This is a genomic window from Lysobacter sp. 1R34A, assembly GCF_051217035.1.
In the GTDB taxonomy this organism is placed as follows: domain Bacteria; phylum Pseudomonadota; class Gammaproteobacteria; order Xanthomonadales; family Xanthomonadaceae; genus Lysobacter.
On record NZ_JBPKJP010000019.1, the window covers coordinates 1 to 21761 of the forward strand.

15 protein-coding genes and 1 pseudogene are annotated in these 21761 nt (G+C 68.7%); 9 read left to right on the forward strand and 7 right to left on the reverse strand.

Going from position 1 to position 21761, the window contains the following annotated elements; genetic code table 11:
* Positions 1-209: pseudogene (locus ACSAMQ_RS07345) on the reverse strand (hypothetical protein); the annotation flags it as partial.
* A gap of 171 nt (positions 210-380) precedes the next feature.
* Between ACSAMQ_RS07345 and gloB the strand changes: the two are divergent.
* Both gloB and ACSAMQ_RS07355 read left to right on the forward strand, forming a co-directional pair.
* Complete coding sequence (gene gloB, locus ACSAMQ_RS07350) at positions 381-1166, forward strand: hydroxyacylglutathione hydrolase (protein ID WP_435395039.1); 786 nt, start codon at positions 381-383, stop codon at positions 1164-1166.
* 29 nt (positions 1167-1195) lie between these two features.
* Positions 1196-2425: a transglycosylase SLT domain-containing protein gene (locus ACSAMQ_RS07355; protein WP_435395040.1), complete on the forward strand. Its 1230-nt coding sequence runs from the start codon at positions 1196-1198 to the stop codon at positions 2423-2425.
* 147 nt (positions 2426-2572) lie between these two features.
* Here the strand turns inward: ACSAMQ_RS07355 and ACSAMQ_RS07360 are convergent, their stop codons facing one another.
* The 4 genes from ACSAMQ_RS07360 to grxC all read right to left on the reverse strand — a co-directional run bounded on the left by ACSAMQ_RS07360 (position 2573) and on the right by grxC (position 6510).
* Complete coding sequence (locus ACSAMQ_RS07360) at positions 2573-3919, reverse strand: Na+/H+ antiporter NhaC family protein (RefSeq protein WP_435395041.1); 1347 nt, start codon at positions 3917-3919, stop codon at positions 2573-2575.
* Between the two features lie 338 nt (positions 3920-4257).
* Positions 4258-5271, reverse strand: a complete 1014-nt coding sequence (locus tag ACSAMQ_RS07365; protein WP_435395042.1) for an isocitrate dehydrogenase — start codon at positions 5269-5271, stop codon at positions 4258-4260.
* A 304-nt stretch (positions 5272-5575) separates the two neighbouring features.
* Positions 5576-5911 carry a carboxymuconolactone decarboxylase family protein gene (locus tag ACSAMQ_RS07370; protein WP_115859087.1) on the reverse strand — a complete coding sequence of 112 codons (336 nt, stop codon included), beginning with the start codon at positions 5909-5911 and terminating at the stop codon, positions 5576-5578.
* Between the two features lie 317 nt (positions 5912-6228).
* A complete protein-coding gene (grxC, locus tag ACSAMQ_RS07375) occupies positions 6229-6510 on the reverse strand; it encodes a glutaredoxin 3 (protein WP_435395043.1) in 282 nt (93 codons plus the stop codon).
* 330 nt (positions 6511-6840) lie between these two features.
* On the opposite strand from grxC, the gene ACSAMQ_RS07380 reads away from it, so the two are divergent.
* The 5 genes from ACSAMQ_RS07380 (at position 6841) to ppx (ending at position 14749) form a co-directional block, all read left to right on the forward strand.
* A complete protein-coding gene (locus ACSAMQ_RS07380; RefSeq protein WP_435395044.1) occupies positions 6841-8478 on the forward strand; it encodes a M48 family metalloprotease in 1638 nt (545 codons plus the stop codon).
* Positions 8479-9025: 547 nt separating this feature from the next.
* Positions 9026-9733: a phosphate regulon transcriptional regulator PhoB gene (phoB, locus tag ACSAMQ_RS07385; protein ID WP_031373561.1), complete on the forward strand. Its 708-nt coding sequence runs from the start codon at positions 9026-9028 to the stop codon at positions 9731-9733.
* Between the two features lie 9 nt (positions 9734-9742).
* On the forward strand, positions 9743-11101 hold the full coding sequence (gene phoR, locus ACSAMQ_RS07390; RefSeq protein ID WP_435395045.1) for a phosphate regulon sensor histidine kinase PhoR: 1359 nt from the start codon (positions 9743-9745) through the stop codon (positions 11099-11101).
* An 18-nt stretch (positions 11102-11119) separates the two neighbouring features.
* Positions 11120-13204, forward strand: coding sequence for a polyphosphate kinase 1 (ppk1, locus tag ACSAMQ_RS07395; RefSeq protein ID WP_435395046.1), 2085 nt, complete (start codon positions 11120-11122; stop codon positions 13202-13204).
* A gap of 15 nt (positions 13205-13219) precedes the next feature.
* Positions 13220-14749 carry an exopolyphosphatase gene (gene ppx / locus ACSAMQ_RS07400; RefSeq protein ID WP_435395047.1) on the forward strand — a complete coding sequence of 510 codons (1530 nt, stop codon included), beginning with the start codon at positions 13220-13222 and terminating at the stop codon, positions 14747-14749.
* 1193 nt (positions 14750-15942) lie between these two features.
* Here the strand turns inward: ppx and mdoH are convergent.
* A complete protein-coding gene (mdoH, locus tag ACSAMQ_RS07405; protein ID WP_435395048.1) occupies positions 15943-17862 on the reverse strand; it encodes a glucans biosynthesis glucosyltransferase MdoH in 1920 nt (639 codons plus the stop codon).
* Positions 17859-19385: a glucan biosynthesis protein gene (locus ACSAMQ_RS07410; RefSeq protein ID WP_435395049.1), complete on the reverse strand. Its 1527-nt coding sequence runs from the start codon at positions 19383-19385 to the stop codon at positions 17859-17861. The genes mdoH and ACSAMQ_RS07410 overlap by 4 nt, the downstream gene beginning before the upstream one ends.
* 234 nt (positions 19386-19619) lie before the next feature.
* Between ACSAMQ_RS07410 and ACSAMQ_RS07415 the strand changes: the two genes are divergently transcribed.
* Together ACSAMQ_RS07415 and ACSAMQ_RS07420 are read left to right on the forward strand one after the other, a co-directional pair.
* A complete protein-coding gene (locus ACSAMQ_RS07415) occupies positions 19620-20801 on the forward strand; it encodes a glycosyltransferase family 4 protein (RefSeq protein WP_435395050.1) in 1182 nt (393 codons plus the stop codon).
* Positions 20798-21349: a phosphatase PAP2 family protein gene (locus tag ACSAMQ_RS07420; RefSeq protein WP_435395051.1), complete on the forward strand. Its 552-nt coding sequence runs from the start codon at positions 20798-20800 to the stop codon at positions 21347-21349. Before ACSAMQ_RS07415 ends, ACSAMQ_RS07420 begins: the two co-directional genes overlap by 4 nt.
* The last annotated feature ends 412 nt before the right edge of the window (positions 21350-21761 follow it).

The following is a 21761-nucleotide window of genomic DNA, read 5'->3' on the forward strand; positions in this document are numbered from 1 at the left end:
CGCCGCAGCGCGACCCCGCGGCGGCCGCCGGGCGGCGATGCCGCGGCGACGCCGAACCAGGCCCAGGGCAAGGTCGGGCTGGCCGCGAGCGCCCGCGCCATGGCCGCCGACTCGACTTCCAGCAGCCCCTGCCCGGCGACTTCGCCGAACCATTGCAGCGGACACGCGGGGGCGGGGTCGGGTTGACGGCCGTGGGACGGGGCGGGCATGGTCGCGTTCTCGACAGGAGTCTCGGAAGGCATCGGGCCAGGACGGCACGGGGGCTTGCGAAGACCCCGACTGTGCGCCCGCCGGCCGCGCCAGGCAAATCCGATAGCGGGCCTTACCGGCCCCAGCCCCGCGCAGCGGCCCTCCGGCCCGCGCCCGCCAGGAGACCGACGATGCGGTTGCTCGCCCTGCCCGCCCTCAACGACAACTATATCTGGGCTCTGTCTGGCGACGACGAGTCGGCGCTGATCGTCGACCCCGGCGACGCGGCGCCGGTCATGGCCGCGGCCGCGCACGGCCTGCGACCGGTGGGGATCCTGCTGACCCACCACCACGACGACCACATCGGCGGCACCGCCGCGCTGCGCGAGCGCTGGCCGGAGATCCCGGTGTTCGCCCCCGACGACGAGCGCATCCACAGCGCGACCGCGCGGGTCGACGACGGGGTGAAGCTGCACGTGGCGGGCTGGACCCTCGACGTGCTGGCCGTGCCCGGCCACACCCGCAGCCACATCGCCTACTACCTGGACCGCGGCGCCCATGGCGACGAGCGCCTGTTGTTCAGCGGCGACACCTTGTTCAGCCTGGGGTGTGGGCGGCTGTTCGAAGGTACGGCCGCCCAGATGCTGGTCTCGCTGACCCGCCTGGCGGCCCTGCCGGACGAGACCCGGGTCTGCTGCGGCCACGAATACACCCTGTCCAACGCCGCCTTCGCGAGCGTGGTGGAACCCGACAACCCGGCGCTGCGGCGCCGCATAGAACAGGCTCAGGCCATGCGCAACGCCGGTCGTCCCACCGTTCCCAGCAGCCTGCTCGACGAGCGCGCGACGAATCCCTTCCTGCGCACCCGCGAACCCGGAGTGCTGCGCGCGATCACCTCGCGCCTGGGCCATCCGCCCGAGGACGAGATCCAGACCTTCGCCGAGCTGCGGCGCTGGAAAGACGGGTTCCGCGCTTGAGGCGGGCCGACGCCAAACGGTGCGCGCCCGTGCGTGCCGCCCTGCTCGCCGCACTGTGGCTGGGCGCAGCCTGCGCCTCGCCCGCCCTAGCCGCCGAAGCCGCTGAGGCCAAGACCGCTCCGGCCAAGGCCGAGGCGCCGACCGGGCCGACCCGCAACGGCCGCGAGATCTATCGACGCTTCCGCGAGGGCCTGGCCGACCCGAGCTGCGAACCCGGCGTGAGCACCCGCTGGCGCCAGCACTTCGCCGCCGCGCCCAAGCGCCTGGCCCGTTCCGACGACGACCTGCTGCCGCTGTTCGGCTACGTGGTCGACGCCCTGCGCGAAGCGCACCTGCCGACCGAGTACGCGCTGATCCCCTTCGTCGAGAGCGGTTACCGCCCCGGCGCGCGCAGCGCCGCCGGCCCCGCCGGGCTTTGGCAGATGATCGCCCTGACCGCGCGCAATCACCGCGTGCCGATGCGCGAAGGCTACGACGGCCGCCTGTCGCCGGTCGATTCGACGCAAGCCGCGGTGCGTTATCTCAAGACCTTGCACGGCATGTTCGGCGGCGACTGGCGGCTGGCGGTGATGGCCTACAACGCCGGCGAGTACCGCATCCTCAACGCGCTCAAGCGCAACGGCCAGACCGCGGCCAATGCCCGCCCCGACCAGCTCACCGGCCTGTCCGACATCACCCAGGCCTACGTGCGCAAACTGCATGCGCTGTCGTGCCTGATGGAACAGGCCGACGACCGCGACGAGTGGCTGCAGGCGCTGGACCGCCCGGTGCCGTACCTGCAGGCGGTGACAGTGCCGGCCGAGGTCGGCGGCATCGACGCCTGGGCCGCGCGCACCGGCCAGGACGCGGCGCAGCTGCGCCGCCTCAACCCGGTGTTCGCCAACGGCACGATCGGCCGTTCCAGCACCCGCCGGGCGCCCTTGCTCGCCATCGCCGCGACTGCGAACACCGCGCCCGCTCCGCTTGCCGCCGACCAGACCCTGGCCGACATCGAACTGCCGCCGAATACCCGCGCCAACGCGAGCGACACCGGCGCCCAGGCCGTCACCACCGCTTCGGTCGATGTCGCCGAGGCACAGAACAAGCAAGCCGCCGGTGCGCGCCGCCACACCGTCGGCCGCGGCGACAACGCCTGGACCATCGCCAAGCGCTACCGTATCCGCGTCGCCGACCTGCTCGAACGCAACGGCTTGAACGGCAAGGCCGTGCTCAAGCCCGGCCAGGCCCTGTTGATCGATGCGCAGGCCAGCGCAGACTGATCGGCATCGGCGACGCGCAAATCCTGGACGCTTCGTAGAACCATCGCCGGGCCCGGCCGGAGTTCTTCGACTCGCAACGCTGCAATGCACGAGCCTAGCCGGCTCGGCACCGCTTGCGCACCCCGCGCAACCGGTGGGATCGGCCGATCAGCTCGCCGCGTTGACGGCCTCGCCGCGCCGGCGCGACGGCCACAGTATCGTCAACACAGTGATGCCGCCGAGCAGCCAGCTGTAGTGGACGTTGCCGACCAAGGCCAGCGGCGAGACCTGGCTCAAGGAGGCGGCGAGCAGGATCTGCGCCCCGTACGGCAGCACGCCCTGGGTCACGCAGGCGAAGATGTCGAGCACGCTCGCCGCGCGCGCCGGCGGCACGCCGTGCTGCTGGGCGACGTCGCGGGCGAGGCCGCCGCTGATCAGGATCGCGACCGTGTTGTTGGCGGTGAATACATCGCTCGTCGCCGACAACGCGGCGATGCTGATCTCGCCGGCGCGGCGGCTGCGATGGCCGCGCGCGAACTTGCCGATGACCTGGGCCAGCCAGGCCAGGCCGCCGGCGGCTTTCATCAACGCGCCGAGACCGCCCACCAGCAGCGACAGCAAGGTGATCTCGACCATGCTCTCGAAGCCGTCCCAGATGTGCGCGGTGTAGGCGGCGAAGCCGAAGTCCTCGGCCAGGAACACGCCGAACAGGCCGGCGATGACCAAACCGATGCTGAGCACGATGATCACGTCGACCCCGGCGATGGCCAGGCCCAGCACCACCAGGTACGGCAGGATCAGCCACGGCGACACCGCATCGGGCGTGCTCACCGGCGCGGTCTCGCCGAGGAAGCCGAGCAGCACCAGGGTGCCGATCGCCGCCGGCAAGGCCAGCTTGAGGTTCTCGCGGAATTTCTCCCGCATCGTGCAGCCCTGGGTGCGGCTGGCGACGATCGCGGTGTCGGAGATCACCGACAGGTTGTCGCCGAAAGTCGCGCCGCCGATCACCGCGCCGAGCACCAGCGCGCGGTCCAGGCCGGAGGCGTCGGACACGCCCAGCGCGATCGGCGCGACCGCGGCGATGGTGCCCATCGAGGTACCGAGCGACAGCGAGATGAAACCGGCGACCACGAACAGCGCCGGCAACAACAAGGCCGGATGCACGTTGCCGACGCCGAGGGCGACGATGGCGTCGACCGCGCCGATCGCCTTGGACACTTCGACGAAGCCGCCGGCGAGCAGGAAGATCAGGCACATCAGCACGACGTTGTGATCGCCCATGCCCGACAGCAGGGTCTCCAGCGGCTTGATCCCGCGCCGCCAGGCGATGAAAGCCGCCAGCGCCAGCGCCGGCAGGATCGCGACCGGCGAATGCAGCTGGTAGAAGCCCATGGCGTCGCCGTGCGAGGTGAAATACAGCCCGGCCCCGAAGAACAGGGCCAGGAACACCAGCAGCGGCGTCAGCGCCCAGGCACTGGGGGACAGCGGGGCGCCGGGGCGGAGCGGTTGATTCATCGCTTCATCCGAATGGATTAGAAAACATGGCGATTTTGCAGCGCAGCATCACGCTTGTCGAGTGCTGGCGCTGGAATGCTGCGTCGGGGCCATGCTAGCGGGGAGGCCGGAGCGGGGCCTGCCCCCCCCTGCTCTCCGCAGGCGGCTGGCGCTCTCCCCGTCCCTCCCGCACGCGGGAGAGGGAAAGGGCCCCGGGCGATGGCCTCAGCCGCCCATCCTGGCGACAGCGCCACGCCTCCTCTCCCGCTCGCGGGAGAGATGCCGCAGGGCGGATGACGCGACCCAAACGAAACGGGGCGCCCGAAGGCGCCCCGCTGGGTCTTGCGACGGCCGCAGGATCAGCCGGCGATGCGGCTCGCGATGGCCTTGGCGAACGACATCGTGTTGCCTTCGCCGCCGAGGTCCGGGGTCAGCGAGTCCTTGGCTTCGAGCGTGGCGATGATCGCCTCGCGCAGCGCGGTGGCCTTTTCCGGCTGGCCGAGGTGGTCGAGCATCTGCGCCGCGCCCAGCAGCAGGGCGCAGGGGTTGGCGATGCCCTTGCCGGCGATGTCCGGGGCCGAGCCGTGCACGGCTTCGAAGATCGCCGCGTCGGTGCCGATGTTGGCGCCCGGGGCGAGGCCGAGACCGCCCACCAGGCCGGCGCACAGGTCGGAGATGATGTCGCCGAACAGGTTGGTAGTGACGATGATGTCGAACTGCTCCGGACGCATCACCAACTGCATGCAGGTGTTGTCGACGATCATCTCGTTGCACTGGATGTCCGGATACTGCTGCGCCACTTCGCGCGCGGTCTTCAGGAACAGGCCCGAGGTCGACTTGAGGATGTTGGCCTTGTGCACCACCGTGACCTTCTTGCGGCCGGTGCGGCGCGCCAGGTCGAAGGCGTAGCGCACGATGCGCTCGGAGCCGCGGCGGGTGATCTTCTGGGTCAGCATCGCGGTCTCGCCGTCTTCCGACAGCGACTGGCCTTCGCCGATGTACGCGCCTTCGGTGTTCTCGCGCACCGTGATCAGGTCCACGCCCGAGGGGAAGCGGGACTTGGTGTTCGGGAACGACTTGGCCGGACGCACGTTGGCGTACAGGTCGAAGCGCTTGCGCAGCTCGACGTTGATCGAGCTGAAGCCCTCGCCGACCGGCGTGGTCAGCGGGCTCTTGAGGGCGATGCGGTTCTTGCGGATCGAGTCCATCGTCGCCGCCGGCAGCAGTTCGCCGTGCTTTTCCAGCGCGACCAGACCGGCATCGGCGAATTCGTAGGACAAGCCCAGGTTCATCGTGTCGAGCACGTGCAGGGTGGCGTCCATGATCTCGGGGCCGATGCCGTCGCCACGGATGACCGTAATGGTTTGCGTCATGAGGATTTCCAGCTGTAGGGCGCGGCGCAAGCGGCGCGGCGCACGAGGTGTGAGCCCCGTAATTATGCCGGAAGCGGCCCCCGCCTGCATTCGCGGGAGTATTGGACCTTGGTCGGTGGCGCCGATCGGCCCGATTCGGTGCAGCCGCCGATGCGATTCGGCGCAGCGGCCCCGTGTTCAGCTACCGCCGCCTTACCCGCTTCAGGGTAGGACCGGCGCAAGCCGCGACCGCGACCTCTCGCTTGCGACGCGCCGGGGGCGCGCGGTCGCGGCTCACGCCGCTCCTACCGGGACAGCGACGCGCTCAGCCGTGGTCGTGACCGGCCGGCGCGGCCGCTTCGCCCTGTTCGAGCCGGTCGAGGAAGTCGACCGCGCGGCGCAGGTGCGGGATCACGATCGAGCCGCCGACCACCAGGCCGACCGAGAACGCTTCGAACATCTCGTCGCGATTGACCCCGGCCTCCTTGCACTGGGCGACGTGATAGCTGATGCAGTCGTCGCAGCGCAGAACCATCGAGGCGACCAGGCCGAGCAGTTCCTTGGTCTTCAGGTCGAGTGCGCCGGGCTGGTAGGTCTGCGTATCCAGGGCGAAGAAACGCCGCACCACCTGGTTCGGTTCGGCCAGGATTCGTTCGTTCATGCGCTTGCGGAAGGCGGTGAACTCGGCGACTCGGTCGCTTTCGTTCGGGGCGGCTTTGTCGTCGGTACGATCGTTACTCACACAGGTTCCTTGAGATGAGAGGTACGCGCTTGCCGTCCATGGCGATGCGGGTTCGGCTGCGGATCGTCCGGCCCGGCCATCCCTGGCCGGGCGTTCGCTGACGCAGGCGGCAGTGCCGCTTAAGGATGGGGTACGCGCTTGCCGTCCATGGCGATGCGGGTTCGGCTGCGGATCGTCCGGCCCGGCCATCCCTGGCCGGGCGTTCGCTGACGCAGGCGGCAGTGCCGCCTGGCGCGTCAGCTCACCCCCGCCAACAGCGGGTCCAGGCCGCCGGCGCGGTGCAGGGCGATCATGTCGTCGTAGCCGCCCACGTGGGTCTGGCCGATGAAGATCTGCGGCACGCTGGTGCGCTTGGTCAGCGCCATCATCTTCTCGCGCTCGGCCGGGTCCAGGTCGATGCGGACCTCGGTCCACTGCTGGCCTTTGCTCTTGAGGAAATTCTTCGCGGCGACGCAATACGGGCAGATCGCGGTGGTATAGATCACGATCGACGGCGGTTGGGGGGCGGTGTCGCTCAAAACGGTTCTCCTGCCTGAACTCTGGGGTGGTCCTGCGGTCGAATATGGCTACGGCAACGGGGAGTTTAAAGTTCGTCGATGGAACGCAGTCCCGCACGGCCCGGTACGCAGGCAATACGCCGGCGTCGGGTACTGGCACCGGCTACGCTCGCTTGGCGGCGTCGCGACGACCCCGATAGCGGCGGCCGGGCGTTGAACCGATGAGTTAACGACGCATTCACGCCATGCCGTCGCCCGGGCGGCATCCTGCCATGCATCCGCCGCGAATGCCCCGCCCGCTTTCGCACCCCGCCGTCCCCCATCTTCCGTCTGGTTTCGAGGACTCACCGCTTGCGCCGCATCGCCTTGCTCACCGCCGCTGTCACCCTCGCCCTCGGCAGCGTCTGCGCGAGCGCGCAGGAATCCAGGCTGCCCGATATCGGCTCCTCGGCGGCGGAACTGCTGACGCCGGCCAAGCAGCGCCAGTACGGCGCGATGATGCTGGCGCAGCTGCGCCACTACGACTACCTGCTCGAAGACCCGCTGATCGACAGCTGGCTCGACACCCTGGGCACCCGCCTCGCCGCCAACAGCGACAAGCCCAGCCAGCCGTTCACCTTCTTCATGCTGCGCGAGCGCCAGATCAACGCCTTCGCCACCCTCGGCGGCTACATCGGCGTCAACTCCGGCCTGGTGCTGACCGCCGAACGCGAGGACGAGGTGGCCGCGGTGATCTCGCACGAGGTCGCCCACGTCACCCAGCAACACGTGCTGCGCGGGGTCGAGCGCGCCCAGCGCGATCAACTGCCGATCCTGCTGGCGATGCTCGGCGCGATCGTGGCCGCGCAGAGCGCCGGCTCCAACTCCACCGACGACGCGACCATGGCCGCGATCACCTCGGGCCTGGGCCTGATGCAGCAGCGCCAGATCAACTACACCCGCTCCAACGAGTCCGAGGCCGACCGGATCGGCATCCAGACCCTGTCGCGCAGCCACTACGACCCGACCGCGATGGCCGACTTCTTCGCCCGCATGCAGGTGGTGTCGCGCAGCAACGCCGCCAACTGGTACGGCGAGACGCCCGACTACCTGATGACCCACCCGGTCACCACCACCCGCATCGGCGAAGCCAAGGAGCGCGCCGAACAGATCGCCGGCAAGAACAGCCTGACCGCGGTCACCGCGACGCCGAACGCGACCCGGGTCGAACGCATCCCCAAGGCGCCGTTCACCCTGCCCGACAACGCCAGCGGCACCGACAACCCCTTGCTGCCGAGCGGGCTGAAGCTATTCGACCAGTCGCTGACCTCCGGCAGCACCGGCGTGTTCGAGTTCGCCCGCGAGCGCCTACGCGTGCTCAGCGCGGTCTCGCCGCGCGAAGCGGTGCGCGAATACGAACGCCTCGGCGGCGACAGCGACGCCCGCCGCTACGGCATGGCCCTGGCGCGGATGCGCTCCAACCAGCCCGGCGCGGCAGTGCCGGTGCTGAGCGAACTGCTGCAGAAGCATCCGGGCCAGGTCTGGCTGAGCCTGGCCTTGGCCGAGGCCGAGGCCCAGACCGGCAAGACCGCCGCGGCCGACGCCCGCTTCGAGGCCTTGCTGCGTCAGACTCCGAACAACCGCGCCATCGCCCTGGGCTATGCCAAGGTGCTGACCGACCGCAACACGCCGGCCGCCGGACAGCGCGCCCAGGCGGTGCTGCGGCCGTTGTTCGGCCAGGGCGGCGACGACCCGCTGCTGCAGCAGTTGTTCGCCCGGGCCTGCGAGATCGCCGGCGACTCGATCCGCGCCGGCGAAGCCTATGCCGAGGCCGCTTACCTGCGCGGCCGCCCGGAACAGGCCCTGGTCCAGCTGAACACGCTCAAGCGCAATCCCGACCTGGACTATTACGCCCGCGCCCGGATCGAGGCGCGCATCGCCGCGATTACCCCGACCGTGCTGGAGCTCAAGCGCCAGGGCGTGCGCGACGAGGATCTGAAGCGGCGCTAGGCGGGCGGCCGAGTGCGGGAATGGCAAATCCCCCGCGCCGAGGGTCACGATCGGACTTCCGGCCCTCCGCGGCGCCGCCCCTTTGTCAAAAGGGGAAGGAGGGTGCTTCGGCTTGGCAGCCACTCTGAAGGAGATCCCGCGCCCAGGAGTCGAGCGGACCTCGCATCACGCAGGGCCCCGTCCGCACTCTGTCGACGGGGCGAATCGGCCGCCGCGCCAGGGATCGGCCGCCACACGGCCGCCATCGCAGCGCCACGCCCGCGTCGCCGGGCCGCCATCTGGGCCGCCGGCCCGCTGCCTGCCATCGCGATGTCATCTGAACGCCAAACTCCAGCGTCGCGCATTAGGGCGGCAACGACGGCGAAAGCGCCGCCAATCCTGGGTAATCGCGGTCCTGCAGCGGGATCGCGAAAACAGCCCCAGGCAAGCGCGCCGCATCACAAAGCCGGCAATGCTACCCAAACCTTGTCATGGAGTAGTCATAAAACGGTAGTGTACTGGCGCGGTTTCAAGGACGAGCCCTCCCCGCCTCCCCCTCGGTGACCGTGTGCAGAAGCGCATCTTGATAGTCGAAGACGAACCCGCCATCCGCGACATGGTGTCCTTTGCCCTGCGCAAGGGCGAATACGACCCGGTCCACGCCGGCGATGCCCGCGAGGCGCAGGCGGCGATCGCCGACCGCGTCCCCGACCTGATCCTGCTCGACTGGATGCTCCCGGGCACCAGCGGCCTGGAGCTGGCCCGTCGCTGGCGCAAGGAATCGCTGACCCGCGAGATCCCGATCATCATGCTGACCGCGCGCGGCGAAGAGAACGACCGCGTCGGCGGCCTCGAAGCCGGGGTCGACGACTACGTGGTCAAGCCCTTCTCGGCGCGCGAGCTGCTGGCGCGCATCCGCGCGGTGCTGCGCCGCTCGCGCGAGGACGACGAGGACGGCAGCGTCGGGGTCGGTCCGCTGCGTATCGACGGTGCCGCCCACCGCGTGTTCGCCCACGGCGAAGGCGGCGACCAGCCGGTCCAGATCGGCCCGACCGAGTACCGACTGCTGCATTTCTTCATGACCCACCCCGAGCGCGTGTATTCGCGCACCCAGTTGCTCGATCACGTCTGGGGCGGCAGCGTCTACGTCGAAGAGCGCACCGTCGATGTGCATATCCGCCGCCTGCGCAAGACCCTCGAGCCCCATCACCTCGACGGCATGGTCCAGACCGTACGCGGCGCGGGGTATCGTTTTTCCGCCTCGCTCGCCGCGTAAGCTGGAGGTATGCCTCCCCGCGCACGCTCCGCCTGGTTCCGCACCCTCGGTCAGCTCGCCCTGATCCTGGTCGGCGCCGCCGTGCTCGGGGTGCTGATCGGCTATCCCTGGCCGGTCGTCACCTTCGCTGCGCTGGGCGTCGTCGCCTGGCACTACTGGCGGCTGCGCCGGGTGCTGATCCGGCTGACCGCGCGCCAGCGCCTCACCCCGCCGCTCGGCGAAGGCATCTGGAACGAACTCGACCGCCTGTTGCACCGCAGCCAGGCCGAGATGCGCGGGCGCAAGCGCCGCCTGATCGAGATGCTGCGCGCCTACCGCGCCGCCGCAGCGGCGATGCCCGACGCGATCGTCGTGGTCGAGCGCAACAGCCAGCGCATCCAGTGGTTCAACGAGGCCGCCAACGGCCTGTTCGGCCTGCGCTATCCGCGCGATATCGGCGCGCCGGTGGTGCATCGCCTGCAGCCGCTGCAACTCGCGCACTGGCTGGCCTCGGGCCGCAACGCCGAACCGCTCGAAGCGGCTTCGCCGTGGAATCCGGCCATCACTCTGAGCCTGCGGTTGATCCCGTACTCGGAAAACCTCTGGCTGCTGGTCGCGCGCGACGTCAGCCGGCTGCTGCAACTCGAGCAGATGCGCCGCGATTTCGTCGCCAACGTCTCGCACGAACTGCGCACGCCGCTGACCGTGGTGCACGGCTACCTCGACCTGCTCGATCCGGAAGAACACCCGGACTGGGCGCCGATGCTCGCGGAAATGCAGCGCCAGTCGCAGCGCATGACCCAGTTGGTCGAAGACCTGCTGACCCTGTCGCGGCTGGAATCGCAGGACAGCCTGCCGGCCGAGGAAATCGTCGCGATGGCCTCGATGCTGTCCACGCTCAAGCGCGAGGCCAATGCGCTGAGCCAGGGCCGGCACGAGATCGCGATGGACGACCTGGCCGGAGTCGACCTGTTCGGCTCCAACAAGGAACTGCACAGCGCGTTCTCCAACCTGGTCAGCAACGCGATCCGCTACACCCCGGCCGGCGGCACCATCCGCATCCGCTTCCGCCCTGAAAACGCCGGCATCGCCCGCGGCGCGGTGCTGGAAGTGGTCGACAGCGGCTACGGCATCCCGGCCGCGCACCTGCCGCGCATCACCGAGCGTTTCTACCGCGTCTCGACCAGCCGCTCGCGCGAAAGCGGCGGCACCGGCCTGGGCCTGTCGATCGTCAAGCACGTGCTGCACCTGCATCAGGCGCGGCTCGAGATCGCCAGCGAAGTCGGCCGCGGCAGCACTTTCGCCTGTCACTTCGGCATCGACCGGATCCGCCGCCGCGACGCCTATCACGATGCATTCGCCGATACTCTCCCCGACGTCCTGCCTTAGGAACTCTGCAGCAGCGCCATGAATGCGATGACGGATACCCCGCTCGACACCGATCCGCTGCGCGACAGCGCCCTGTACTTCAATCGCGAACTGTCCCAGCTGGACTTCAATTTCCGCGTCCTGGCCCAGGCCCAGGACTCGCAGGTGCCGCTGCTGGAGCGGCTGAAGTACCTGTGCATTTCCTGCACCAACCTCGACGAGTTCTTCGAGATCCGCGCCGGCACCATGCGCCATGCCCAGGACCTGGGCCTCGCGCCGGGCCCCGACGGGCTGGCGCCGGCGACCGTGCTCGCGCGCATCCACGACCGCGCCGCCGAGCTGGTCAAGTCGCAGTACGAATGCTGGAACGACGTGCTGCGCCCGGCGCTCAGCGACGCCGGCGTGCGCGTGCTCGGGCGCAATTCCTGGAACGCGCGCCAGACCCGCTGGCTGCGCGCCTACTTCCGCGACGAAATCATGCCGGTGCTGTCGCCGCTCGGCCTGGACCCGGCGCACCCGTTCCCGAAGATCCTCAACAAGTCGCTCAACATCGTGGTGGTGCTGAAGGGCAAGGACGCATTCGGCCGCGCCGGAAACCTGGCCATCGTGCGCGCGCCGCGCTCGCTGCCGCGCATCATCCAACTGCCCGAGAACGTCTCCGGCGGCAAGCACGACTTCGTGTTCCTGTCCTCGGTGCTGTCGACCTTCGTCGACGAACTGTTCCCGGGCATGGAGGTCAAGGGCGCCTACCAGTTCCGGGTGACCCGCAACTCCGAGCTGCTGGTCGACGAAGAAGAAGTCGACAACATCGCCCTGGCCCTGCGCGACGAGCTGATCGGCCGCGGCTATCTGCGCGCGGTGCGGCTGGAGATCGCCGAGCAGTGCCCGAAGCCGATCGTGCGCACCCTGCTGGAGAATTTCGACCTGCCCGAGAACGCGGTGTACCGCATCAACGGCCCGGTCAATCTCAACCGGGTGATCCAGGTGTACGACCTGGTCCAGCGCCCGGAACTGAAATTCCCCGCCTACCAGCAGCGCGTGCTGCCCGGCGTGGACACCATGTTCGACACCGTCGCCGACGGCGACGTGCTGCTGCACCATCCCTTCGATGCGTTCTCCCCGGTGCTGGAGCTGATCCGACAGGCCGCCGAAGACCCTCACGTGCTCGCGATCAAGCAGACCCTGTACCGCGCCGGCAAGGATTCGCCGATCGTCGAGCAACTGGTCCAGGCCGCGCGCAACGGCAAGGACGTCACCGTGGTGGTCGAGCTGCGCGCGCGCTTCGACGAGGAAGCCAACCTGGGCCTCGCCGACCGCCTGCAGGAGGCCGGGGTGCAGGTCGTGTACGGCGTGGTCGGCTACAAGACCCACGCCAAGATGCTGCTGATCGTGCGCCGGGAAGGCCGCAAGCTGCGCCGCTACGTGCACCTGGGCACCGGCAACTACCACAGCGGCACCGCGCGCGCCTACACCGACTTCGGCCTGATCACCGCCGATCCCGACATCGGCAACGACGTCCACCTGATCTTCCAGCAGCTGTCCGGGCTGGCGCCGTCGCTCAAGCTCAAGTGCCTGCTGCAGTCGCCGTTCACCCTGCACGCGGGGGTGCTCAAGCGCATCGACCGCGAAACCAGGCACGCGCGCGCCGGCAAACCGGCCCGCATCGTCGCCAAGATGAACGCCTTGAACGAGCCGCAGGTGATCCGCGCGCTGTACCAGGCCTCGCAGGCCGGCGTGCAGATCGACCTGATCGTGCGCGGCGCCTGCACCCTGCGCCCGGGTGTCGAGGGCATTTCCGACAACATCCGGGTGCGCTCGATCGTCGGCCGCTTCCTCGAACACCATCGGGTCTATTGGTTCGCCAACGACGGCGCGCCGGACCTGTTCTGCTCCAGCGCCGACTGGCTCGAACGCAATCTGCTGCGCCGGGTCGAGACCGGTTTCCCGGTCCTCGACCACGACCTGCGCGCCCGCGTCTACGACGAGGCGCTGTCGAACTACCTCGCCGACAACCTCAACGCCTGGGAGCTGCAGTCGGACGGTCGGTACCTGCGCGTGGTGCCCGAGGAAGGCGCGATGCCCCATTCGGCACAGGCCACCCTGTTGGCCAAGTTGTGCGGATAAACGAAAATCCCGCACATGAACAATATTTTCCCGACCACCCGCCTGCCGCTCCAGGATGGCGACCTGCTCGCCGCCGTCGACCTGGGGTCGAACAGTTTCCACATGGTGGTCGCCCGCTACGTGCTGGGGCAGTTGCGCACCGTCGACCGGCTGCGCGAGACGGTGCGCCTGGCCGAAGGCCTGGACCGCAAGGGCGGCCTCGCCCCTGAGGTCCGCCAGCGCGCGCTGGACTGCCTGTCGCGCTTCGGCCAGCGCATCCGCGACGTGCCGCCGCAACGCGTGCGCGCCCTAGCCACCAACACCGTACGCCGTCTCGCCGCCCCGCAGGCCTTCCTGATGCCGGCCGAATCCGCGCTCGGCCACGCCATCGAAGTCGTCTCCGGCCGCGAAGAAGCCCGCCTGATCTACCTGGGCGTCGCCCACGCGCAACCGTCCAAGCCCGGAGAGCGCCGTCTGGTCATCGATATCGGCGGCGGCTCCACCGAGTGCATCATCGGCAGCGGCTTCGAGGCGATCGAACGCGAAAGCCTGCAGGTCGGCTGCGTCGCCACGACCCGTCGCTTCTTCGAGAACGGCAAGCTGTCGAAGAAAAAATGGCGCGATGCGCTGACCGAGGTCTCGGCCGAATTCCAGCAGTTCGCAGGCACCTACCGCTCGCTCGGCTGGCACGAGGCCCTGGGCGCCTCCGGCACCAACAAGGCCATCGGCGAGATCTGCGCGGCGATGAAGCTGACCAAGGGCGCGGTGATCGCCGAGGCCCTGCCGCAGTTGCGCGACCGTCTGCTCCAGGCCGACCGCATCGACGAGATCGACCTGCCCGGCCTGTCGGCCGACCGCCGCCCGATCATCGCCGGCGGCATCCTGATCCTCGAAGCCGCCTTCAACGTGCTCGGCCTGCAGCGCATGGCGATCAGCAAGGCGGCGATGCGCGAAGGCGTGCTTTACGACATGCTCGGCCGCGGCGGCGCCGACGACCCGCGCGATGCCGCGGTCAAGGCGATGGTCAACCGTTACGGTATCGACGAACAGCAGTCCGCGCGGGTCGAGGCGACCCTGATGCGCCTGTTCGACCAGGTCGCCGAAAGCTGGCAGTTGGACGCCGACGACCGCCTGATGCTGCAACGCGCCGCGCGCCTGCACGAACTCGGCCTGGCGATCGCCCACAGCCAGTACCACGTGCACAGCTCGTACGTGATCGAGAACTCCGACATCTCCGGCTTCTCGCGCCAGCAGCAGCAATTCCTCGCCGCCCTGGTGCGCACCCACCGCCGCGGCATCCCGAAGTCCGCCTTCGACGCCCTGCCCGACCGCCTGCTGTCGGCGGTGCGCCGCAGCTCGGCCCTGCTGCGCCTGGCCGTGCTGCTGCATCGCGCCCACGAATCCGACCCCATCCCCCAGCTCGACGCTCACGGCGAGGGCAACACCCTGACCCTGACCGTCTCGCGTCGCTGGCTCGAATCCCGCCCGCTGATCCATGCCGACCTCGAGGGCGAGCCGCAGGATATGGCGGGGTTGGGGATTGCCTTGAAGTTGTTGGCGGCTTGATCGGCGCGAGCGTCGCACTTCGGTCTCGCGTCGCTACTGGCTCTCTGTGTAGGAGCGACGTGAGTCGCGACCACGGAACGCGCAGATCCGCAGCGCTTTCGTCATCGATCGAAGGCGGGAGCCATCGCGAGGGTAGGAGCGGCGCAAGCCGCGACATCGTTGTGACGGTCTTGCGGCGTTTCTCTGGTTCAATAGATCAAGATCAAGATCAAACCCAAAGCTTCCGCCACTAAAGCGGCGGGTTACTTTCTTTTGTCTAAAGCAACAAAAGAAAGGTAACCAAAGAAAAATGCTTTGTTTTGAATCAATGGCCCGCACGAGTGGTGCATACGCGGTGATTTTTCATACGGGACGTCCCTGTCCCGATGAAAAACGGCCTGCATCCATGCAGGCCGCCCTCCGGGTCTTCGATGGCCTTCGCGGGTGCGAAGCGACGCACAGCAAAAGCAACAGCAAGGGTGTCTACAACCTAAGCTTTAGCCGCGATCGATCACTGTAGGAGCGGCGTAAGCCGCGACCACGGGACGCGCAGAGACAACAGCGCCAGTGTCATCCATCGAAGCGGCGTCCTTCCGCCGGGTAGGAGCGGCGCAAGCCGCGACCGCGACCGCGACTTGCGGCTACCGGCGATCCTTTCATGGGCCGGGATCGACCGTCGCCCGCTTTGCCTTTGCCTTTGCCTCTGCCTCTGCCTCTGCCTCTGCCTCTGCCTTTGCCTTTGCCTTTGCCTTTGCCTTTGCCGCAAAGATTTTGCTGTTGCTGTGCGCCGTCCCGCACTCGCGAAAGCAACAGAAGACCCGGAGGGCGGCCCGCAGGGATGCGGGCCGTTTTTCATCGGGACAAGGATGTCCCGTATGAAAAATCCCTGCGTCGGCATCGATCGTGCGGGCTGGTGATTCAAAGAAAAGCATTTTTCTTTGGTTACCTTTCTTTTGTTGCTTGTGACAAAAGAAAGTAACCCGCCGCTTTAGTGGCGGAAGCTTTGGGTTTGATCTTGATCCTGATCTTTCTTGAGCCGCGCGCCGCAAGACCATAACAGCGATGTCGCGGCTTGCGCCGCTCCTACCCTGGCGAAAACGCATCGCTTCGATGGGCGATATCAGCCTTGGTGCCTCTGCGCGTTCGGCGGTCGCGACTCACGTCGCTCCTACAGGAAGCTCCAGCGGCGAAGCGAAACCAACGCATAACCTCCCTCACCCCGCCGACCGCTGGGCCGCCTCCGCCCGCAATTGCTTCGCCCTCACCAACACCGGCGGCGGGGTGATTTCCTCGGGAGTACGGAAGATGCCGATCCGGCGCAGCCAAAGCCCGGGCCCGCGCGCCGAGGTCAGCGCCACCACCGGGATCGACACCACCAAGCCGATGATCACCGGCGACATCCATGCCGCCAGCGGCGGCGACACCACATAGGCCATCGCGCCGATCAGCAGGCCGAACAGGGTCAGGCCGCCATAGCTGCGGATCAGCCCCGACAAGGGCAGGCTGCCGTCGTCGCGACGCTGCGACTCCCAGCCCGAATCCTTGCCCGACAGCACCTCGGCCACACCGCGCGACTGCACGTACATGGTGATCGGCGCCATCAACGCCGCCAGCAGAGTCTCCAGGATCATGCTGAAGAAGGCGCGGATCGCGCCGCCGCAGCCGCGCCGGGTGTTGCCGTCCAGCAACATGGTGATGAAGCCCATCACCTTCGGCGTCAGCAACACCGCCATCGTCGCCAGGAACACCCACAGCGCGCGCTCGGGATCCTGGTCGCGCCAGTAGTCGCCCGGCGAGAAGCCCGGCAGGCGCGCGCTTTCCCAGTTGAAGAAGCCGGCCTTGTCGAGCGGAATCGCCAGGCCGATCAGCATCATCACCGCCCACATCGGCGCGGTGAAGTAATGGCCGATGCCCATCAGCAGGTGCATGCGGCTGATCCAGTGCAGGCCCTTCGCGGGCAACACCGCGGTGTGCTGCAGATTGCCCTGGCACCAGCGGCGGTCGCGCACCAGCATGTCGGTCAGCGAGGGCGGGCCTTCCTCGTAGCTGCCGATCAGGCCGGGCAGCATGTGCAGGGCCCAGCCGCCGCGGCGCATCAAGGCCGCTTCGACGAAGTCGTGGCTCAGCACCGTGCCGCCGAACGGCTTGCGGCCGCGCAGTTCCGGCAGGCCGGCGTGCTCGGCGAAGGCGCGGGTGCGGATGATCGCGTTATGGCCCCAGTAATTGCTCTCGGCGCCGTGCCACCAGGCGATGCCGTAGGCGATCACCGGGCCGTAGACGCGGCCGGCGAACTGCTGCATCCGCGCGAACAGGGTCTGGCCGTTGACGATCATCGGCAGAGTCTGGATCAGGGCCACGTCGGGATGGCGTTCCATCGCACTCGACAGCTTCACGATGACCTCGCCGGTCATCAGGCTGTCGGCGTCGAGGATCAGCATCTGCGGATAGGCTCCGCCGAAGCGGCGCACCCACTCGGCGATGTTGCCGGCCTTGCGCTCGGCGTTGTTCTTGCGCCGGCGATAGAAGATGCGCCGATGGCCGCCGGTGCGCTCGCGCAGCGCATGGAAAGCGCGGATCTCGGCCTGGCGGATCGGTTCCTTGGTGGTGTCGCTGAGGATGAAGAAGTCGAAGCGGTCGAGCTGGCCGGTGTCGGCGACCGATTCGTAGATCGCCTGCAGGCCGGCCATCAGCCGCTCGGGGTCTTCGTTGTAGGTCGGCACCAGCAAGGCTGTGCGCTCGCCCAGCGCCGGCAATTCGCCGCCCTGCTTCAGGCCCAGGCGCCAGCGACGCCGCGACAGGATCAGGGCGAACCCGGCCAGCGAGCTGGTGAAGGCCAGCGCGATCCAGGCGAACAAGGCCACGAACAGCAGCAGCAGTACGCCTTCGAGCAGGTTCAATCCGCCGACGTAGAGCACGCGCAGGATGTGGTACGCCGCGACCAGGGTCAGCAGCGCGGCGCCGCCGATCACGTACAGGCGCCGCAGCGCCATGCCCTTCGGCTCGCTCGGCAAGGTGTTGGCGGAACGTGCGCCGCTGCTCAGCGATTGCACCGGCATCGCCAGCGGCGATTCCGGGGGCAGCGCTTCGAACGGCACGGAGAGGGGTCGTTGCGGGGGAGCGACGGTTGAATTCATGCAGTCCAACGATAAAGCCAGGTTTCGGAAAGGGGGCCGTCGGCGTCTTCGAGCACCGCGCGCAACTCGACCGAGCGGGCAGTGCCCGGTTCGAGTTCGAACGACATTCGCCAGCCACCGGTGCCGCTGTTGGGGTGAGCGATCGCGTTGGCGATACGCCCGGCCGAGGCCCAGACCACGGCGCGCGGCTTGGCCTCGGGGGCGAGCTGGCCCAGGCGCCCGCCATCGAGATCGATGACGATCCGCCGCGCCGCGCCGTTGCCGGCGCCGATGCGGGTGCGGCTGACCGTCGCCTGCGCCGGCTTCCAGGCATGTTTCGCGCACCAGTGCAGGCGGTAGTCGTAGCGGTGTTCTCGGCCGGCCGCGAGCGGCGCGCGCGGCCGCCAGAACGCGACGATGTTGTCGTGATATTCGTCGCCGGTCGGGATCTCGATCAGATGCACCGCGCCCTCGCCCCAGTCGCCGACCGGCTCGACCCACAGGCTCGGCCGTCGCTCGTAATGCGCCTCGCTGTCGGCGTAGTCGGCGAAACCGCGCTTGCGCTGCATCAGCCCGAATGCGCGCGGGCGGCGGTCCTGGAAGGCGCTCTCCTGCAGGGTCTTGGGATTGCGCAGCGGGCGCCAGATCTGTTCGCCGGCGCCGTTGTACAGGGCCAGGCCATCGGAGTCGTGCACCGCCGGGCGGAAGTCGTCGACACCGACCCGGTCGGTGGCGTCGAAGTGATACATGCTGGTCAGCGGCGCGATGCCAGCCCGGTCCAGAGCGACGCGCGGGTACAGGCGCAACTGGGTGTCGAACACGGTCTCGGCGCCGGGCGTGATCGCGAAGCGCATCGCCCCGGCCACGCTGGGGCTGTCCATCAGCGCGTGCACCACGATCTGTTTGGCGCCGGGCGCGGGCTGTTCGATCCAGAACGCGGTGAACACCGGAAACTCTTCGCTGTTGCCGGCGCCGGTGTTCAGCGCCAGGCCGCGCGCCGACAGCCCGTACAGCAGGTCCTTGGCGACCGCGCGGAAATAACTGGCGCCGAGGAAGGCGCAGACTTCGTCGAAGTAATCGCCGCGGTTGATCGGCGCGTGCACGCGGAAGCCGGCGAAGCCCAGGTCGTCCTGGGTCGGCTTCGGCGCGCTGCCGAAGCTGAACATCTGCGGGCGGTACACCACCGGCGTGGCCAGGCCGCCGTGCACGCGGTGGATGTCGACCCGGTGCTTGAACAGGAAGGCGCGGTGGAAAAACTGCAGCCGGAATGGCAGGGCCTCGGCTTTCCACAGGGCCTGTTCGGGGTCGAAGCGGATATCGCGGTAGGTGTCGTACTTGATCCGCGCCAAGGCCTCGGGCAGGTCGGCGTCGGCCGGCCGGTAAGGCTTGGCCGCCAGCGCGCGCGCCAGGCCCGGCACGGTGGCGGCGTCGAACGGCCGCGCAGGACCGGTCGTGGCCAGCGCCGGCCACGGCAGCCCGACGCCGCCGGCCAGGCCGGCCAGCGGCAGGGACAACCCGGCCTTGATCAATTCGCGTCGGCGCACACGCCACCTTCGGAGGGGGTAAACCGGGCGATTGTAGGGATCGAGTTGTTAACACTCCGGAATATGGCTCCTGCGTGATGGCATTGACTCGCGGGTTTCGAACGCCGACGGCGCGGCGAAATGCCGATTGCGTCACATGAACGCGGCGGCGGCCGCAACGTCACCGGCCTGTCATCGCCGCGCCACGGCCGGGACATGGACCGCGCCCAGGCTTGCCCAAACCGGGAGCCGCGCATGCGCTACGCGATCGTCACCGAGACCTATCCGCCGGAAATCAATGGCGTCGCCCTGACCGTGCAGGGTCTGGAGCAGGGTCTGCGTGCGCGCGGCCATGAGGTCGGCCTGGTGCGTCCGCGCCAGCACGGCGAAGCCGATGGCGCCGCCCACGAACTGCTGGTCAAGGGCCTGCCGCTGCCGCGCTACCCGGGCCTGCGCTTCGGCCTGCCCTGCGCCGCGCGCCTGGGCCAAGCCTGGAGCGCCCACCGCCCCGACGCGATCTACGTCGCGACCGAGGGCCCGCTCGGCTGGTCGGCCCTGCGCGCGGCGCAGCGCCTGCGCATTCCGGCGGCGACCGGCTTCCATACCCGCTTCGACGAATACATGCGCGACTACGGCGCGCCGTTCCTGGCCGGCACCGCGCTGCGCTGGATGCGCCGCTTCCACAACGGCGCCGACGCAACCCTCGTGCCTACCCGCGAACTCGCCGAATTCCTGCGCGGCCAAGGCTTCGAGGATGTGGTGCGGCTGCCGCGCGCGGTCGACACGGTGTTGTTCGACCCCGGCCGCCGCCGCGCCGACCTGCGCCGCGACTGGGGCCTGGACGAACACGGCCTGGCGGCGATCTACGTCGGCCGCATCGCCGCGGAGAAGAACCTCGAGCTGGCCGTGCGCGCGTTCCGCTCGCTGCAGCAGCGGCGCCCCGAGGCGCGCTTCGTCTGGGTCGGCGACGGCCCGGCGCGCGAGAAGCTGCAGCGCGACAACCCGGATTTCATCTTCTGCGGGCTCAAGCGCGGCGAGACCCTGGCCGAGCATTTCGCCAGCGGCGACCTGTTCCTGTTCCCGAGCCACAGCGAAACCTTCGGCAACGTCACCCTCGAAGCCATGGCCAGCGGCGTGCCGACGGTCGCCTTCGACTACGGCGCGGCCCACGAGCACCTGCGCGACGGCATCCACGGCGCCGCCATCGCAGACGGCGACGACGCCGGCTTCATCGCCGCGGCGGTGCGCATCGGCAGCGAGGACGCCTTGCGCGCGGGAATGTCCCGCGCAGGCCGCGAAGCGATCAGCGGCCTGCGCCCGGAACAGGTCGCGGCCGATTTCGATGCCCTGTTGCACGCCCTGGCCGACCGCAGCCCGCACAACCGCACGACCCGCCGCATCAACGACGAAACCAAACCGACCCAGGAGGTCGTATGAACCGGCTGCCGTTGCGCAAACGACTGATCGCCGGCGAATCCGGCTGGTGCCTGCGCGCCAATCGCCTGGGCGAACGCAGCGGCTCGCGCGCCTACTTCGCCGCGGTCAGCCGCCTCGGCGACGGCGTGTTCTGGTACGCGCTGATGGCCGCGCTGATCCTCGCCGACGGTTACGACGGCTTGCGCGCCTCGGCCCACTTGGCTGCGACCGGCGTGATCGCGCTGGCGCTGTACAAACTGCTCAAGCGCTGGACCCGCCGCCCGCGCCCGTTCGCCTCCGACCAGCGCATCCACGCCTGGGTCGCGCCCCTCGACGAGTTCAGCTTCCCGTCCGGCCACACTCTGCACGCGGTCGCCTTCAGCCTGGTGGCGATGGCGCATTACCCGGTGCTGGCGTGGTTGCTGATCCCCTTCAGCGCGAGCGTCGCCGCCTCGCGCGTGGTGCTGGGCCTGCACTACCCGAGCGACGTATTGGCCGCGACCGTGATCGGATCGAGCCTGGCCGGTTTTTCGCTGTGGCTGGTGCCCGGAGTGTCGCTGTTCGGCTGAGGGTGGCGGCCTGAGCGGCCGCATCGGCCGTACCCACAGCGCGCCGTTCCTTCCCGCCGCCCGCGTGCCAGGGGTAGGAGCGGCGCAAGCCGCGACCGCGTTCGTTGGGTGGCCGGCGTTGGTTGCGGAATCCTGCGTCAGATGACCGATTTCGTTGCCGTGGCTGTGCGCCGCATCGCACTAGCGACGGCTAAAGAAAACCCGGAGGGCGGCCCGCAGGGATGCGGGCCGTTTTTCATCGGGACAGGGATGTCCCGTATGAAAAATCACCGCGTATGCATCGCTCGTGCGGGCTTGTGATTCAAAACAAAGCATTTTTCTTTGGTTACCTTTCTTTTGTTGCTTTAGACAAAAGAAAGTAACCCGCCGCTTTAGTGGCGGAAGCTTTGGGTTTGATCTTGATCTTGCTCAA